The organism is Okeania sp. SIO2C9, assembly GCF_010672455.1.
GTDB lineage: Bacteria > Cyanobacteriota > Cyanobacteriia > Cyanobacteriales > Microcoleaceae > Okeania.
Map to the genome: position 1 here is coordinate 1 of NZ_JAAHGO010000070.1, position 18766 is coordinate 18766.

Annotated in this window: 7 protein-coding genes; 3 read left to right on the forward strand and 4 right to left on the reverse strand. The window is 39.4% G+C overall.

Annotated elements, in window-relative coordinates; all coding sequences use genetic code 11:
- Window positions 1-46 precede the first annotated feature (46 nt).
- On the reverse strand, window positions 47-2713 hold the full coding sequence (locus tag F6K23_RS32010) for a DUF4347 domain-containing protein (RefSeq protein ID WP_293163637.1): 2667 nt from the start codon (window positions 2711-2713) through the stop codon (window positions 47-49).
- Between the two features lie 1151 nt (window positions 2714-3864).
- Window positions 3865-7593, reverse strand: a complete 3729-nt coding sequence (locus tag F6K23_RS32015; RefSeq protein WP_293163639.1) for a DUF4347 domain-containing protein — start codon at window positions 7591-7593, stop codon at window positions 3865-3867.
- 1240 nt (window positions 7594-8833) lie between these two features.
- Here F6K23_RS32015 and F6K23_RS32020 point away from each other — a divergent pair.
- The 3 genes from F6K23_RS32020 (at window position 8834) to F6K23_RS32030 (ending at window position 14073) form a co-directional block, all read left to right on the forward strand.
- Complete coding sequence (locus F6K23_RS32020; RefSeq protein WP_293163642.1) at window positions 8834-10468, forward strand: alpha-D-glucose phosphate-specific phosphoglucomutase; 1635 nt, start codon at window positions 8834-8836, stop codon at window positions 10466-10468.
- 1191 nt (window positions 10469-11659) lie between these two features.
- The gene (locus F6K23_RS32025) at window positions 11660-12031 is read left to right on the forward strand and encodes a cyclic nucleotide-binding domain-containing protein (RefSeq protein WP_293163645.1); all 372 of its coding nucleotides are present in this window, start codon (window positions 11660-11662) and stop codon (window positions 12029-12031) included.
- An 872-nt stretch (window positions 12032-12903) separates the two neighbouring features.
- A complete protein-coding gene (locus tag F6K23_RS32030; protein WP_293163647.1) occupies window positions 12904-14073 on the forward strand; it encodes a transaldolase in 1170 nt (389 codons plus the stop codon).
- A gap of 697 nt (window positions 14074-14770) precedes the next feature.
- Here the strand turns inward: F6K23_RS32030 and F6K23_RS32035 are convergent.
- Both F6K23_RS32035 and malQ read right to left on the reverse strand, forming a co-directional pair.
- Entirely contained in the window at window positions 14771-16393 is a 1623-nt protein-coding gene (locus tag F6K23_RS32035) for a trypsin-like serine protease (RefSeq protein WP_293163650.1), read from the reverse strand.
- A gap of 779 nt (window positions 16394-17172) precedes the next feature.
- Window positions 17173-18678: a 4-alpha-glucanotransferase gene (gene malQ, locus F6K23_RS32040; RefSeq protein ID WP_293163652.1), complete on the reverse strand. Its 1506-nt coding sequence runs from the start codon at window positions 18676-18678 to the stop codon at window positions 17173-17175.
- Window positions 18679-18766 lie beyond the last annotated feature (88 nt).

The window sequence follows — 18766 nt, forward strand, 5'->3', positions numbered from 1 at the left end:
AATTTTGTCGAGCAACCCGGTTTCTGCGTAAGACGTAATAAAGATTTTATCCTCTGAGGAAGAAATCATTCTCACTAATAGATGCAATATTAGTCAGATTAGCAAATTCACCACCACTGCCAAATTCTGGTTCTGTACCGTTAGCATTGTAGAACAATTTGCCATTGTTGCTATTGTAAACAATTACTGCTTCTGAGGTTTCGGCATCAAAGTCACTGGTAACTATGGCAAATTCAGCATCGACACTAAAACCTGTTCCTGAGTCACTGGTAATAGCTGTAAATGTATCTTTGTCCAGCATAATTATATCTTGTCCTGGCACAAAGTCGGTGATCAGATCTAAACCTTCGCCAACAGCTAATTCAAAAATATCAGCATCCTCACCACCAGTCAGGGTATCTATTCCTTGACCTCCAATTAACGTGTCGCTATCTAGATCGCCTGATATTGAATCGTTACCAAAACCCCCATCTATTAAATCACTATCTTTACCACCAAAAGCAATATCGTTACCTTCCTGACCAAAAACTGAATCACTACCTCTATCTCCTCTGAGAAAATCTTCTCCTATATTGCCAAAAACTAAATCGTCATCTCTACCACCATATATTGTGTCGTTACCTGCATCTCCATTGAGAGTATCTAAATCTCGATTACCAAATAAAACATCGTCATCATCTAAACCATTAATAACATCGTTACCATCCAACCCAAAAATGCTATCTTGTTCTATTGTACCATTGAGAAAATCAGCTTCAGCAGTGCCCATAATTTCTTGTGTAGTCTGCAATTCTACAGCACCAATATCAACTCCTGCACCAGCAAATCGTGGTTCGCCTCGTTGGTCAGTGGTAAGGTTGTTGGGATTACTGCCTGCATCAATGGCAGGACTATTGGACAGAGGTAAATGGGTTAAGGTAGGGCCACCATTGTCAGCTAGGTCTCCCAGTAGGGGGTCAGTGATGCCTATTTGGTCGCGATCGCCATTAAAGCTATTGATAGCGAGACCGTCAACTGTGCCAATCAAGTTATTGTTGCCACTGGTGAAGATATCGGCACTTTGTGTAATGCCAACATCATCGTTAGCATTACCCGAGACAATGCTAGAGGTTACTGTTGCGGTTCCACCAACTGTGATGCCATTAGCAGCAGAAACAGATGAGTTGCCAATGATAGTGCTGTTACTGATATTAGCTGTGCCGAAGATATAGATACCAGCAACTAATAAACCTGCTGAATTGCCACTTATAGTGCTGTTGTTAATACTGGTTATGCCTGAGATTAAAATCCCACCACCAATACCTGCTGAGTTACCACTAATAGTGCTATTATCAATACTGGCAGTGCCTGATAAGTTCCTGATACCACCACCATCGTTACTAGCTGAATTATCACTGATAGTGGTGTTATTGATATTAGTTGTACCCAAATTATAGATGCCACCACCAGAATCTGCTAAATTGCCAGTGATAGTGCTGTTAGAGATATTGATTATACCTAACAAGTAATCTGTAGTGCCTAAGTTTTGGATACCCCCTCCACTACCACTATTAGCTGAATTATCACTGATAATGCTGTTGTTGATACTGACTGTACCTGTGTTGTTGAGAATGCCACCACCTGAAATTGCTGAATTATTACCGATCGTGCTGTCGCTGATATTAGCTATCCCCAAAAAGTTGTGAATGCCACCACCACCGCTATTATTTGAATTGCTAGTAATAGTGCTATTGCTGATACTGACTGTACCTGAGTTATTTATACCACCACCATTTACACTTGCCGAGTTACCACTAATAGTAGTATTAATGATATTAGCTGTACCTCTATTAAATAGACCACCACCTGAATCACCAGTTACCAACCCACCTGTAACTTCTACATTTTCCAACTGTAGAGCAGCACCTTCCAAAACATGGAACACCCTGTCATTAATTCCACTTTCACCCCCAGCATCAATAACAGCTTTTTCTTCTCCCTGTGAAATAACTGTTATTTCTCCACCACCAGCAACAATATCTAAATCTCCGGTAGCAGCAGCATTTTCGTCACTTCCTGAAATAGTCAGATTATACGTTTCTCCTGCCGTCAGTTGAATAGTGTCATTTTCTGGGGTACTGTTAGCTTCAATTATTGCTTCCCGCAAAGAAGTCACACCATCACTATCATCCACTACATCATTAGTAGTATCCACCACAATATTTGCCAATACTCCTGGATAACTTGCCCTAACTTCTGGAGTAAACGCCAATGCTGACTTAAGTTGACCAAATATTACTTCTAAATTCCAGTTACCACCTTTGTTAGCATTTCCCGTCAGTGTTTCCGAAGCAGCAATATTTGCTCCTGTGAGTTGATGTAGTTGTCTGATAAATTTTCGACCTGACTGACCACTTGCTACCTGACAACCATAAATTAATATCTCCCCATCAGCAGATAAACATTTGCTCCACTTTTGAATACTCTCACTATATTGATGAATGTTGTTTAAACTCAGGATACTATTTCCCAAGTACAAAGTGCCTGTTTCTCCATGAGAAATAATATGAATTGTCTCTACATCTAGGCATTCACTCAGACTTTTAGATATTTGGTCTATACCATTTTGATTGGGTTGTAGGATAACTGTTTTTGTCTGAGGGTCAACCTGTGAGATGAGGTAATTGTAATTTTCTACCTTGGAGTCGATAAATAATAGTTTGGTTTTATTCATAGTTGATAAAGGTTTTCCAGTACAGAAAAAAAATTATTATAGCGGTTTTCAATTAAGTAGAATAGAGTAGGGAAGTTCTATGGAACGTCTCTACAACAGTTTTTGTGATTAAGAGTATATTCCATCTTTCTGAAAACCGCTATAATACGCTAACACTTATGCAATAGCCACAAATTCCTTCTTTGTGAAAATTTTATATTTTTCGAGTCACACATAATCAGGACTTATATCATGTCCGGTTGAACAGTGATAAATAAATAACGACGGAGTCCTCAGGAGTCGTAGGGGCGATTCGCGTTTGCGGAGCATGACCTTAGGAAATCGCCCGTACAGGAGTCAGGAGGAAAGAGTGAAGGAAGAAGAAGAACTGGAGTTGAAGGAGAAAGTTTTTTATCACGCTATTATCCGGACATGATATTATATAGAACCAGATCGTATCTTCATAAATATGCGCGTTTTTTTTAGCTAGGAGACAGGAGTTGGCGTTGCTGAATTGAAGTATGAATGCGCGATTGTTTAGTTCTAGTAAAGCCCCCGCGCATCCCCAAACTGGGGGACTTTTAGAGTTTTATTCCCCCCAAAATTGGGGGGTTAGGGGGGCAAAATCATACCCAGAATCAGCAACGCCCAGGAGTTTAATAATGGATAATTGATAATTACCTATCCCTAAAAGGAAGAGTATTGAATAAAAGGAAATTTTTTTTGTTTCTCCTTTAAAGGAGAGGTAATTATTAATTATTAATTATTAATTAGGGCTTGCTGATTAAATCTAAAAGCATTGACATATAAAGACAAGTGCCTTTTTGGGGTCTAAAAAAGTGCGCCTATTTCAGCTCTTCATGCTCAAAAAATCAGTATTTTAGGCAAGAGCTAGACAGAAAATCTTGGGACAAAACGCCCGCTCCTACCTCCTCCCTCATTCCCATTTCTCCCCTCCTGGGAGGGGCCAGGGGTGGGTTTTCTCCTGTCTCCCCCTCCTGGGAGGGGCCAGGGGTGGGTTGTCTCCTACCCCTACTAAAAGACTAGTGAAGCGCAAACCCTAATTATTAATTGTTGAAACACCCAAAGGAGAAACCGGGTTTATTGCCCTATTGTCAAATCGCAAAATTTTGTCGAGCAACCCGGTTTCTGCGTAAGACGTAATAAAGATTTTATCCTCTGAGGAAGAAATCATTCTCACTAATAGATGCAATATTAGTCAGATTAGCAAATTCACCACCACTGCCAAATTCCGCTTCTATACCGTTAGCATTGTAGAACAATTTACCGTTGTTGCTATTGTAAACAATGACTGCTTCTGAGGTTTCGGCATCAGCATCACTGGTAACTATGGCAAATTCAGCATCTACACTAAAACCTGTTCCTGAGTCACTGGTAATAGCACTAAACGTGGTTTTGTCAAGTAGAATGATATCTTGTTCCGGCACAAAATCAGTGATGGTATCTATACCGATATCATCGGAGTCAAATTCATCAGTTGTAGCAAAAATAAAACTGTCAATACTTGCTCCTCCAGTCAGAGTATCGTCGCCTGCACCACCATTGAAGCGATCGCGACCAATACCACCAACGAGAGAGTCTTCACCATTTCCACCAAAGAGGTGATCGTTACCGAGACGACCTTCAAGGGTATCATTGCCATCTTTGCCATAGAGAGAGTCGCTACCTCGACTACCGATAATTTGGTCATCACCACCACGACCATCTATAATGTCATTACCTGCTAAACCTGTCATGGTGTCATTACCACCTGCTCCATTGAAGATATTGTCACCGCTGTCTCCAATAATGGTCTGGTCTTCTGGTTCTGGGTCTGGAGTCGGTTCTGGAGTAGGCTCTGGAGTAGGCTCTGGAGTAGGCTCTGGAGTCGGTTCTGGAGTAGGCTCTGGAGTAGGCTCTGGAGTAGGCTCTGGAGTAGGCTCTGGAGTCGGTTCTGGAGTCGGTTCTGGAGTCGGTTCTGGAGTCGGTTCTGGAGTAGGCTCTGGAGTAGGCTCTGGAGTCGGTTCTGGAGTAGGCTCTGGAGTAGGCTCCGGAGTAGGCTCTGGAGTAGGCTCTGGCGTAGGTTCTGGCGTAGGCTCTGGTAAAACTAATTCCACGGCACCAATATCAACCCCATCACCGACTAAACGTTGTTCCCCTCGTTGGTCAGTATCAAGGTCATCAGGATTACTGCCTGCATCAATAGCGGGACTATTGGGGAGAGGTAAATGGGTTAAAGTTGGGCCACCATTGTCAGCTAAGTCTCCAAGCAGAGGATCGATAATGCCTGTTAGATCGTTCTCACCGTCAAAAACATCAATGGCGTTACCTGTACCAATTAGATTATTATCACCACTGGTAAGGTTATCGTTACTTGCGGCATCAATATCACTGTTAACATTACCGGCAACAATGCTAGAGGTTATATCAGTAGAACCATCGTCGATGAAAATACCACTTCCTTGATTTGCAGGACTTTCATTATCAGTAACTGTACTATTGCTGATAGTAGCTGTACCTGAGAAGTTTAAGATACCTCCACCAACTACATTTGCTGAGTTACCACTAATAGTGCTGTTGCTGATATTAGCTGTACCTGCTAAGGAGATGCCTCCACCTACATTTGCTGAGTTACCACTAATAGTGCTGTTGCTGATATTATCTGTACCTGCTAAGGAGATACCTCCAGCACCTAAATCTGCTGAATTATCACTAATAGTGCTGTTGCTGATATTAGTTGTACCAAATGAGGAGATGCCTCCACCTAAATCTGCTAAATTATCACTAATAGTGCTGTCACTGATATTAGCTGTACCTGATGAGTAGATACCTCCACCAGAACTATTCTCAAAAGTTTCAGTAGAAAGTGCTAAATTCCCACTGACTGTGCTGTTGCTGATGGTAGCTGTACCAGTGTTTTGAATTCCTCCACCGTAAATTCCTGCGTTGCTACTAATAGTGCTATCGGTGACATTGAGTGTGCTTGAGTTGAATATGCCTCCACCAAAAGGTGCTAAATTACTACTAATAGTAGTACTGTCACTGATATTAGCTGTACCATTTATGTTGGAGATGCCTCCACCCAAACCTGCTGTATTCTCACTAATAGTGGTATCGCTGATATTAACTGTACCTGAGACAATAGAGATACCTCCAGCACCTAAATCTGATGAATTACCACTAATATTACTATCACTGATAGTGATGCTACCATCTGCTATGTTGGAGATGCCTCCACCATCACTATTCTCAACAGTTTCAGTAGAAATTGCTAAATTCCCACTAACTGTGCTGTTGCTGATGGTAGCTGTACCAGAGTTTTGAATTCCTCCACCGTAAATTCCTGCGTTGCTACTAATAGTGCTATCGGTGACATTGAGTGTGCTTGAGTTTAAGATACCTCCACCGAAAGGTGCTAAATTACTACTAATAGTAGTACTGTTACTGATATTAGCTGTACCATTTATGTTGGAGATGCCTCCACCCAAACCTGCTGTATTCTCACTAATAGTGGTATCGCTGATATTAACTGTACCTGAGACAATAGTTATACCTCCACCGTCAAAATCTGATGAATTACCACTAATATTACTATCATTGATACTGATGCTACCTACATTTAAGATGCCTCCACCAGCACTATTCTCAACAGTTTCAGTAGAAAGTGCCAAATTCCCACTGACTGTGCTGTTGCTGATGGTAGCTGTACCAGTGTTTTCGATACCTCCACCGTAAATTCCTCCGTTGCTACTAATAGTGCTGTCGTTGACATTGAGTGTGCTTGAGTTGAAGATGCCTCCACCACCATTAACAGCTATATTAATAGTAATAATACTGTTACTGATGTTGACTATACCTGATGAGTAGTTACCTATACCAGCACCTATGGTTGCTAAGTTGCCACCAATAGTGCTGTCGCTAATATCAACAGTACCTGTGTTGTAGATGCCTCCACCAATCTCACCAAAATTACCAGTAATAGTGCTGTTGCTAATACCAACAGTACCTGAGTTGTTGATACCTCCACCATTTCCATTAAGTAAAAAACCACCACCACCAGTGATTTCTACATTCTCCAACTGTAGGGCAGCATCTTCCAAAACATGAAACACCCTGTCATTAATTCCACTCTCACCTCCAGCATCAATAACAGCTTGTTCCTCTCCCTCAGAAATAACTGTTATTTCTCCACCACCAGCAACAATATCTAAGTCTCCTGTTGCAGCAGCATCTTCGTCACTCCCTGCAATAGTCAGATTATATGTTTCTCCTCCCGTCAGTTGAATAGTGTCATCTTCCGGGGTACTGTTAGCTTCAATAATTGCTTCCCGCAAAGAAGTCACACCATCACTATCATCCACTACATCATTAGTAGTATTCACCACAATATCTGCCAAAACGCCAGCGTAACTTGCCCTCACTTCTGGAGTAAATGCCAATGCTGACTTGAGTTGACCAAATATTACTTCTAAATTCCAGTTACCACCTTTGCTAACATTTCCAGTCAGTGTTTCCGATGCAGCAATATTTGCTCCTGTAAGTTGATGCAGTTGTCGAACAAATTCTTTACCTTCATTACCACTTGCCACCTGACAACCATAAATCAATATTTCCCCATCAGCAGACAAACATTTGCCCCACTGTTGAATACTCTCAACGTATAGATGAATATTTTCAGAATTGAGGATATTATCACCCAAGTACAAAGTACCTTTTGCCCCATGGGAAATAATATGAACGGCGTCCACATCACAGCATTCATCTAGACTTTCAGATATTTGGTCTATACCATTTTGATTTGGTTTAAGGATAACTACCCTTGTCTGAGAGTCAATTTGTGAGATTAGGTGATTGTAGTTGTCTACCCTGTAGTCTATGAATAAAACTTTAGCTTGATTCATGGTTTGGATTCTGTTTTTTTGTTGGAATTTATACTTAACATCGGCAGGACTTACGCATGAGTTACGAAAGACTAGGATTTAAGATTGCTTTCCGTTCTGGACTGCTCCGCAAACCCTGTAGATCCCTTCGGACGAAGATACGTTGTACTGCGCCTACTTATGGTAAATCTGGATTTTAGCAAGTTATGCAGATTTTGACAGTAGAAATCTCCAGAAAAGAGATTGATGATTTCTGTAGGATAATTGATTTGACTTTTTATTATTGGAGATGTCTAATAGAAAGGCCAAAATTTACAGAATTTTTATTTTTTGAAATAGTAAGGTAATGTTCCATAGACAGCTACAAAATTCAAAAATTAAATCCATTCAAATCCATAAACTATCAAGTATTTATCTCTATTCCCTCTTTTGGAGGAGATGTCTTGTTATCTTTACTCTCTTAGCGAATAATTAAGGTAAAAATCCTCTCACTCGCTGTGGAGAAACAAGAAAAAATTTTCATTATTAGTCAATCCTATCCATTTTCAAGGAGAGGTAATTATTAATTGTTGAACCCACCAAATGAGAAACTTTGGCCTTATTGGAACTTATGTTTATAGAACCCATTTGATAGCTATATAATTATGGTAGTCAAGTCTTTTCGCGCATCAATTTTGAGGAAAAATCAGCTATAAGGAGTGTTTTTTGTATTATTTCTCCCCACATCTTCCCTTTTCCCTCTTACCAAAAAATGAGGGTATGTGCCTCCCCTTTTAAGGGGATGAAAAAATATTTAACTCAGTATTTCAAGCCTCCGACTTTAGTCGGAGGTTCACTGATAACTGATAACTGATAACTGATAACTGAAATGACTATATTATGCTTGTGGCAATGCTGCCAAATTTAAACACTTCACGATCGCAACCCGGTTTTTCTTAATTAAAATTTTATATTTTTAAGAGCCACACATAATGATTAATTTTATTAACCTAATCTTAATTATAAGCACATTTACTCAACACCAAAAAATTAATTTTTCTAACGTGGCATATTTAGTGTAAAAATGAAAGCAGAAACAATAGATTTCTTACAGAAGTAAGTTAAAAGTTAACACAGGGGGAGGACATCACCTCTGTCAAAATTGCGGTTAGGTTCTCCCTAACTGAAGAATCCCGCGTTGTCGCGTAAGCGCAAGTTCGGGAGTATGTCAAGAGAAACTGATAACTGATATGTAGATACAGTTGTTAAATTACAATAAACCATGAATATACAAATAGTTGCAACACAACCTTTTAGTGACCAAAAACCAGGCACTTCAGGACTCCGCAAAAAAGTGCCAACTTTCAAACAACCCCACTATCTAGAAAACTTTATTCAGTCTATCTTTGATAGTCTAGAAAACATTCAAGGTCAAACATTTGTGCTTGGTGGTGATGGTCGCTATTACAACCGTCAGGCGATCCAAATAATTCTGAAAATGGCTGCCGCTAATGGAGTGGGTCGAATGTTAGTGGGTCAGGGTGGAATTCTTTCTACTCCTGCTGCTTCCTGCATTATCCGCAAAAATAAAGCCTTTGGTGGTATAATCCTTTCTGCTAGTCATAACCCAGGTGGACCAGAAGAGGACTTTGGCGTTAAGTACAATATTAGTAACGGTGGTCCTGCTCCGGAAAAGGTCACAAGTGCCATCTATGAGCGCAGTAAAGTTATAGATAGCTACAAAATAATGGAAGCTGCGGATATTAATTTAGACCAATTGAGCAGTCATAAATTAGGGGAAATGACTGTGGAAGTTATTGACTCTGTGGCAGACTATGCTGAGTTGATGGAATCATTGTTTGATTTTGGCAAAATATCAGAACTACTCAAGTCTGGTAAGTTCCGGATGTGTATGGACTCATTACACGCTGTGACAGGAGGTTATGCTAAAGATATTTTTGAGCAACGCTTAGGTGCTCCCGCAGGTACAGTGCAAAATGGTATACCTCTAGAAGATTTTGGTGGAGGACATCCAGACCCGAATTTGGTATATGCTCACGACTTGGTAGAAGTCATGTTCGGAGATAATGCTCCTGACTTTGGTGCTGCTTCTGATGGGGATGGCGATCGCAATATGATTTTAGGAAAAAATTTCTTTGTGACTCCTAGCGATAGTTTGGCAGTATTGGCGGCTAATGCTAAGTTGGTTCCTGGATACAGTTCTGGTTTGGCTGGAATTGCCCGTTCGATGCCAACTTCGGCAGCACCAGACCGAGTAGCTCAGAAGATGGGTATTGACTGTTATGAAACTCCCACTGGTTGGAAGTTTTTTGGTAATTTGTTAGATGCGGACAAAGCTACTCTTTGTGGTGAGGAGAGTTTTGGTACAGGGTCTAATCATGTGCGGGAAAAAGACGGACTTTGGGCAGTGTTGTTCTGGTTGAATATTTTAGCAGCACGGCAAGAGTCTGTAGAAGATATTGTGAAGGAACACTGGAAAATTTACGGTCGCAATTATTATTCTCGCCATGACTATGAGGGGGTAAACACAGATAAAGCTAATATTTTGATGGACAATTTACGTTCCCTATTACCTTCTTTGCCAGGAAAGCAATATGCTCAATATGAGGTAAAATATGCTGATGATTTTAGCTATACTGACCCCGTAGATGGTAGTGTTAGCCAAAAACAGGGTATTCGTATTGGTTTCACTGATGGTTCCCGCATTGTGTTCCGACTTTCAGGTACAGGTACTCAAGGTGCAACTCTGAGGTTATATGTGGAAAGTTATGAGCCAGATGCTAGCAAACATGACCAAGATACTCAAGCAGCATTATCTCCTTTGATTAGTCTAGCAGACGAAATTGCTCAAATTAAAAATCTTACAGGTAGGGAAAAACCCACTGTCATTACCTAAAAAATTAGGTAGGAGGCAAGAGGTTGATTTAATAGACATCTCCAAAAATCAAAAATAAAATCAATTATCGTACATAAATTATGGGGTTGCACATTAAAGAATGATAATAGATTTTCAACTGTACATATATTATTGAGGATACGGGGATTGCATAATTGCGGGATGATTTTGTCACTCCTAGCAGAAACCATAATCCCCGTGCCTCCATGTCCCCGTGCCTCCATGTCCCCGCGTCCCCGCGTCCCCGTGGAGCGCCGAAATCATTCCTGATTGTGCAACGCCTAAATTATCAATTATTCCCCTCCCAGGAGGCAGGGCTGTTTTAAAGTATTGTAGATTAAAGATTTAGGGAGAACCAGAGATTAGGGGATAGTGGAACAGTGAAATTTGCCAAAATTTGCCGATTTTGAGCGCCAATAAGTGGCTTTAAGCTCTGAGAGGATATTTTGTTCAACGCCACTCAAAAGCCTCCATCCCCGTGTCTGGTGTGTCTGGTGCGTCCCCGTGTCTCTCGATAATGAAACAGCCCTGCTCCCAGGAGGGGTTAGGGGTGGGTTTCCTGTTGCCTTCAGGAGCAGATGAGCTGTTGCCTCTTTTCTGGAGATGTCTAATAGGACTTATATTATGTCCGGTTGAATAGTTATAAATAAAAATGGAGGAGTAATGAGTAATGAGTTATGAGTTATGAGTTATGAGTTATGAGTTATGAGTTATGAGGAGGGAATTTTAAGCTATAAATGAAGAGAAAGTTTTTTGATCACGCTATTATCCGGACATGATATTACGCACCTGCAACGTAAGCATTCAGCCGTCAGCTAGCCTCCTGTCGGAGGAACTGCGGACTTCAGCATTTTCCTGCGGGATGCGCTCGCATTCAGCTATTGCTTTTAGTTTTAGATAAAAGCTTTACTAATTGAGGTAGATTTAAATCTTACTACCAAAGTCGGGTGAAACAGTCTATTTTCTATTTAAACCCCCTTATGAGAGCTGACAGCTGACAGCTAATAGCTGTTTGCGCAGCATTCCGCAGGAAATGCTTACCCTGCAACGTCTTTTTGTCCGAAGCGACCGACAGGGTTTGCGCAGCAGTCCGGAACGGAAAGTAATCTCAAGTCCTAGTTTTTCGTGTCTCATGGGTAAGTCCTGTTTCTGTTAGTTTTCAAGATAATTTACATACGGAGATACAGAGTTATGTTAGAACCAGCAAAAACTGTAGAGTTATTTCACAAACATCTAGATCAAAAAACTTTTGCACCAGGAGAGGTGATTTTTGAAGATGGGCAAAAAGCTGATGTAATGTATGGAATTATGGAAGGAGTAGTCGAATTATTTGTTAATGGTCAAGTTGTGGAAACAATTAAAAAAGGTGATGTTTTTGGTGAAGGAGCGCTAGTTCACGAAGAACATACTCGAGCTTCTACTGCTATTGCCAAAACAGAATGTAAATTAGCTTATCTTGACCAAAAACGCTTTTTATTTGTAGTTCAAGAAACACCTTTATTTGCCCTGTCTGTAATTCGGAGTTATTCCAATCGTCTTCGCAAACTTAAGCATTCTATCTAGTCATTAAGCTATTTATCATAAACTTGGTAAATACTTAAAATAATTTTAGTTACGAGTTTTTTCAAATTAACTGTATGCTATTAACAATAATATATTTGAAAAATTGAGAGTGTATGTTAAGGCACAGAAATCCAGAAGTTAATCTGGTAAGTTATCCATAAAGTCAAACACAAAACTAACGTACTGATAATTTCATCCATTCCATGATGAATTAAAAATTTGTTCTGAGATAATACTGAGGTTGTAATTAACTAAAAATACTCCGAATGAGCAAGAAAAAACCACAATTAGACATTAGCGATTATTCAGTATCCAAATTGGTAATTGAACTGCATGAATACTTTAGAAATTCTCAAGCCTATTATGAAGTAATGCAGGGATAAATTATTAGGTAAACTAAGAACTTCAGATAATACTAAATAAGAAGGAGAATTAACTGAAGAAATGAAAATAGTTACTAAGAAAATGTCTTTTTTTGGCTATCTAAATGATGTTATCTCGGCTGCAGATAGATTAGTTTATGCTCAAAGTATGGTATCATAAATGGAATTGGATGAAGATTTGTATGGGAAATAGTAGAAAATTAGTGCAAGTAGCCTTGTCCTAGTCTGGAAATATATTTTTGAATATTTTGAGCAGAAATAGTAAAAAGTCCCGCTAATTCCAGTAAAGAAAATTATATGGAATAGAGAACCATGCTATAATAGGTAGTGCATTGCCAGGTGTATAAACAGCAACTCCCCATGGAAGTTGAATAATCTCGCAGTGTCATGCCATGGGCAACATCGGGAAGATGTCAAAAATATATTGAATGCTAGGAAATGATCGACTAAATCAAAAGTAAGCAACTTAATTCTTAAACGGAGAAATAAATGGCTAAGAATTTACTCGAACAATTACGAGAAGTAACCATCGTTGTTGCGGATACAGGCGATATTCAAGCAATTGAAAAATTTCAACCACGGGATGCTACTACTAATCCCTCATTAATTACTGCTGCAGCTCAGATGCCACAGTATCAGGAAATTGTGGATGAAACCTTGAAAAAAGCAAGGGGAGAGTTGGGAACAGATGCAACTCCTTCTGATGTGGCAAATTTAGCATTTAAGAGACTAGCAGTTGCTTTTGGACTCAAGATTTTACAGATTATTCCAGGGCGAGTATCTACAGAAGTTGACGCACGACTATCCTACGATACAGAATCAACAATAGCTCAAGGACGAGATTTAATCGCTCAATATGAAGCAGCAGGAGTTTCTCGCGATCGCATCTTGATTAAAATCGCTTCTACCTGGGAAGGTATCAAGGCCGCCGAAGTGTTAGAAAAAGAGGGTATTCACTGCAACTTAACCCTACTATTTGGTCTGCATCAAGCGATCGCCTGTGCTGAAGCTGGCGCAACTCTGATTTCTCCTTTTGTAGGTAGAATATTAGACTGGTACAAAAAGGAAACTGGGCGAGACTCTTATCCTCCTGCGGAAGACCCCGGTGTATTATCTGTGACTCAAGTCTACAACTACTACAAGAAATTTGGTTACAAGACTGAAGTCATGGGAGCTAGTTTCCGCAACATTGGTGAAATCACAGAATTAGCAGGTTGCGACTTGTTGACTATTTCACCTGGTTTGTTGGGTGAGCTAGAATCAACTACAGGGGACCTACCGACGAAACTTTCTGTGGAGAAAGCGGCTGAGTCTGATGCCGAAAAAATTGCCTTAGACAAAGAGACATTTGATAAGATGCACGCTGAAAACCGGATGGCATCTCAAAAACTGGATGAAGGCATTAAAGGTTTCTCTAAAGCATTAGAATCATTGGAAAATCTGTTAGCAGAACGCTTGACTCGTCTAGAGGGAGTCACTCATGCAGCAGAAGATATTTTCCATATTTATGACCTAGATGGTGATGGTTTCATCACTCGTGAAGAGTGGGCAGGAACTGATGCTGTATTTGATGCTCTAGATATCAATCAGGATGGTAAAATTTCTCCAGAGGAAATGGCGTCTGGTTTAGGAGCTGTGTTCCAATTAGCTAAGGTTTAATTCTACAGTGGGAGCATCTTGCTCCCGTTTCCGCTGTGGGTAATATTATGTCCAGTTGAATAGTTATAAATAATACCAAGTGTGATAAATGTTTGTTACAAATGGTAGGGACGTTGCATAGTCCGTACGAAAGAAGGAAGAGGGAAGAAGGAATAAGGGGGAAATATTGAAAAAAAGGGAAAAACGATAGAAATAACTATCTAAAATGAACTGGAGCAGCTATTTTTAAGCATATTCAATCAATATCTACCTTTTTGTAGCATTATTTTTTTAAATTGGTATAATAAGGGAGGAGTCAGGAGGGAAGAAGAGGGAGTTCTAATATCATGTTCGGACGGGTCAGTTATAAATAAAATTTAAGGACTGACAGTACTGATTGTACTAAAGAAATACTGAAATTATCTTTACTTTCCTCCAATATTTCCTCCTGACTCCTGACTCCTGACTTCATTCCCTGTTCCCTAATTGACAAAAATTATCCCCACTCGAGCTAATTTTAAGAGTAGGGATTAATATTAGTTCCAATATTTGGAAATATAGCACTTGCATTTAAAAGTTAAGTAGATTAACTAACCTTGAAAGCTGAGATATTTTCAGAGGAAGTAACAAACTAATAGCTAATTGCCATCATATTATATCATGTCCGTTTCATAGCGCTATCAAAAACTGTCTTCTTCTCCTCTTGCCGGACATGATATTACTTTCTTTTACGCTTTAGCAAAGAAAATGCTCCAAAAACAGTACCAAATAATCCTATTGTTGTAGTGGGTTCTGGTGTGACAGCACTGGCAGTAAGCGTCACATTATCAACTGAAAGACCAGACAAAAATCCGAATTCATCTGCATCTGTAACTCCAAACCCTAAAGTATAAATTCCAGTTTCAGGAATCTCGAACGAAAAATTTTGATATCCTGTTTCTTTATCGAAGGCAGTTGGAGAATCAACAAATGTACTGGAGAAAACATCTGCTAATATTTCTAAGAAAGGATCGTCTAATACATCACTGGAAAGAGAGACAAAAGAAAAGTCATTTAAAGGATCGAAATCAAATTCTGGAGCTAGCAATTCATCTGTCAAAAAGTTGAAATCAAATGTTAAAATATCTCCTGCTTTTGCCTCAAAAGTTTGCTTGAGCGCAGATCCTTGAGTAACGAATTCAACGTCTGGTGATAAATCTGTTAGACTTTCTGGAGCTAACCCTAAGAATTCTTCAACCTCATCAGCAGGGACAGCAAGTGTATCGTTAATAATTAACCCTTTATAATCACCCTCTGGGAGTGGAGTACTAGCGTTACGACCCTGTCTCTGTTGTATAGTAGTAGCACCGATAAAACTCCAATCATCGAAACCATCATCAAAATTACCATTCTTGATTCCATATACAGGTTTAGGTTCAGGTGTGGGAGTAGGTGCAGGTTCAGGGACAAAATCACCAACAAACTCACCACCAAAATCTTCTATAAATTCGCGATGTTCTAAAACTCCAGTAAACCAGGAGATATCACCAAATTCACTGGTGTCATTCGTACCCCCAGAAAGAACTCCTGCAATCAATAATTCCCCACCTACTTCTACCAGAAGAGGACTACCACTATCTCCACCAGCAGTAGTACCTTCATTTTTGAGTGGCGAAGAACTACTACCAAAACTGGATAAAGTGTTATTGTCATCAGCTCCATCATCAAAGTCAAGGTTGAAAATGTTTGAGCCAAAGGTATCATTAAATGCTGGGTCAAAACCGCCATCAAACAGATCGATTGTATTTTCAGCAGCCCAACGCAAGCCATCTGCAGTAAAGTCATGGCCGACACTGCCTAAACCATTGAAACCGAAACCAACTACACTTGCATCACTGCCAATGAAGTCTTCAGGGTTGTAACCAAATAGCTTTAAAGGATCGATTGAGTCTGGAGCAGCTTCCTCCAGTTCAAGTATAGCGATATCTGTACCATCCAATAGACCAAAGGTATCATCTTGAAAGATGTCAGTTACGGCAATATCTGCTAAAACACTGTTTTCAGGATCGTTACTGCGAAATAGTACACTAAAGTCTTCGGGGAAAAAATCCTGAACACAATGTTGGGCAGTAAGTATATAATTACTTGCAATCAGCGATCCAGTACAAGCACTTTCAAATTCATCTGTGTCAAGATTTAGTGATAAAATCTCGGTGACAGATGTAAAAGGAGCACCCAAGGCTTGAGCAGTGCTTGCTCCCGCAGTATCATTTATTACTATACTTCTTACTGATGTTTGAATGCTCTGGCTAGCCACTAAACTAAGTATGCAACTAAGCCCTATTTTGCTCGTTTTTTTCATTTTAAAAAATTTGAGTATGGAATGATTGAATCTTGCTTTTAGTTTGTCATTGTTTGATAAGTAAATATGCATTACCTGGTTCCTCCAGATTATGAATGATATGGGGATAAGACTAAGTTTGTCTAACCCATTGATTTTTTCTTATAGTATAGCAATTTTAACGAAGTAAGAGAATGAATTTTATATTCTTGTTAAGATGTATAAAAAACTGAATATTATAATTTAAGACAATAGAGAATATACAGAGGAAAAAAAATCAAAATTCTTCATCAAAACTTTATATAAACTTCATCAAAACTTGGTACAAATTTATAGCGCTTTTCACTTGAATGAAGCATATAATTTATGCTCTATGCTTTGTGAAATACACCTCTAAGGTCTCTTTGCTTTATCTGAATAAAACTGCTATAACTTACATAGGTAGTTTTTGAAACCAGCTTTGATTATGAATAGCGCTTTCTGTTTATTTACGTAAGAGGCAGGTTATTTTCTATGACGCTAAAACCTGCCTGTTAATATTGATAATTAATCAAGCAGAAAAAAATCATACTTTTTGCTGATAAAAATCTTTGAATAAGTAGTCAGTAGTCAATATTTAGTAGTCAATAGTCAAAATTTTGAGAATGGGGTCTATGGGAATTCTCACGCCACCAACCCCATTGACATTTTCTGCAAGGTAGGGTATTAAGCCGATAAGGGAAAAGATAATAATCTTTTTTTCTGTTTTTTACATCTAGTTAGTAAAAAAAAGTAACATATTATACTATTTTCTCCATTGATTATCGGTTGTAAAGTTGAGTAAGTTGTAGTAAGCGATCGCTCAATTCTTGACTCAAAAGCTCTGAAGTGGTATAGCGCCAGCGCCAGTTACCAGGAGTAACACTAGGGTCATTCATGCGAGCGCCGTTATCTAAGGAAAGAATATCTTGGAGAGGGAATATTGCCATATCAGCAACGGAAGCAGAAGCTAAACGCATGAGTGACCAACTAATTTCATGGATATCACCATCACTAGCATAACCCAAATACTGAGCAACGTGCTGTCTTACTGCCTCAGGAGCTTGTAACCACCAACCGACAGTAGTATCGTTGTCGTGAGTACCTGTGTAGACTATACAGTTGTTAATATAACTATGAGGTAAGTAGGGATGATCTGCCTCACCGCCAAAAGCAAACAATAATATTCGCATTCCCGGAAATTCAAAGCGATCGCGCATTGCTTCTACTTCTGGAGTAATAATTCCCAAGTCTTCTGCCAAAATAGGTAGAGTTCCTAGAGCTTCCTGTAATTTGGAAAATAATTTGTATCCTGGTGCTTTTACCCATTCCCCATTAATAGCATTATCTTCCCCTGCGGGTACTCGCCAGAAAGCTTCAAAACCACGGAAATGATCCACGCGCACGACATCTACATATTGTAAAGTTGCTCTAAATCTTTCGATCCACCAAGCAAAGTTAGTATTGATTAAATTTTCCCAGTTATAGACAGGATTTCCCCATAACTGCCCAGTTGCACTAAAATAGTCTGGTGGTACTCCTGCTTTCCATGCGGGTTCTAAAGTTTCTGGGTTGAGGTCAAAGTTTTCTGGATGACTCCAAACTTCTGCACTATGATGACAGACATAAATCGAAACGTCGCCAATAATTTTGATATTTTTCCCATGACAATATCTGCGGACTTTTGTCCATTGTTCAAAAAACTGAAATTGCAAGAACTTATGATATTCAATACTATCGTGTAATAGACTTGTTGCTATTTTTACTGCACCTGATTCTCGACGAGCTAAACCTGGTTCCCATTGATTCCATGTTTTATCTGGGTTGGCCTCATGCAAAGCCATAAATAGAGCATAGTCATCTAGCCAATATGATTGTTGTTGGGAAAAAATTTCGTATTCTGGAGGAATGGCTTGTTTGAAGCGATCGTAAGCTTGCTGGAAATATTTAGCTTTGTGGGGGATAACTTCTGCAAAGTTTACTCTAGCGTATGCTGGGTCACTTTCTGATGGTAGAGGTGTGAGTTCATCAGGATTTAATAGTCCTTTTTCTGCCAATATATCCAGACTAATTAACAGAGGATTTCCCGCAAAGGCACTGAAATTCATGGTGTAGGGCGAATGTTCATAACCTGTTGGGCCTAGAGGTAATACTTGCCAAATTTTTTGTCCACTGCTGGCCAGAAAATCAATAAACTCATAAGCTGATTTGCCTAGATCCCCGATGCCGAATCTACTGGGTAAACTGGTAGGGTGTAGTATGATGCCACTTGCACGTTCAAAAGTCATAGTATTTATAATTTATAAATCAAAAGTCAAAAGTCAAAAGTCAAAAGTCATATCAATTAATAATTTCTACATTAAAATTTCTGTGACT

Excerpts from the sequence above, each read along its gene's own strand:
- F6K23_RS32010 (WP_293163637.1), bottom strand. The coding sequence starts at position 2,713 with ATGAATAAAACCAAACTATTATTTATCGACTCCAAGGTAGAAAATTAC.
- F6K23_RS32015 (WP_293163639.1), bottom strand. The coding sequence starts at position 7,593 with ATGAATCAAGCTAAAGTTTTATTCATAGACTACAGGGTAGACAACTAC.
- F6K23_RS32020 (WP_293163642.1), top strand. The coding sequence starts at position 8,834 with ATGAATATACAAATAGTTGCAACACAACCTTTTAGTGACCAAAAACCA.
- F6K23_RS32025 (WP_293163645.1), top strand. The coding sequence starts at position 11,660 with ATGTTAGAACCAGCAAAAACTGTAGAGTTATTTCACAAACATCTAGAT.
- F6K23_RS32030 (WP_293163647.1), top strand. The coding sequence starts at position 12,904 with ATGGCTAAGAATTTACTCGAACAATTACGAGAAGTAACCATCGTTGTT.
- F6K23_RS32035 (WP_293163650.1), bottom strand. The coding sequence starts at position 16,393 with ATGAAAAAAACGAGCAAAATAGGGCTTAGTTGCATACTTAGTTTAGTG.
- malQ (WP_293163652.1), bottom strand. The coding sequence starts at position 18,678 with ATGACTTTTGAACGTGCAAGTGGCATCATACTACACCCTACCAGTTTA.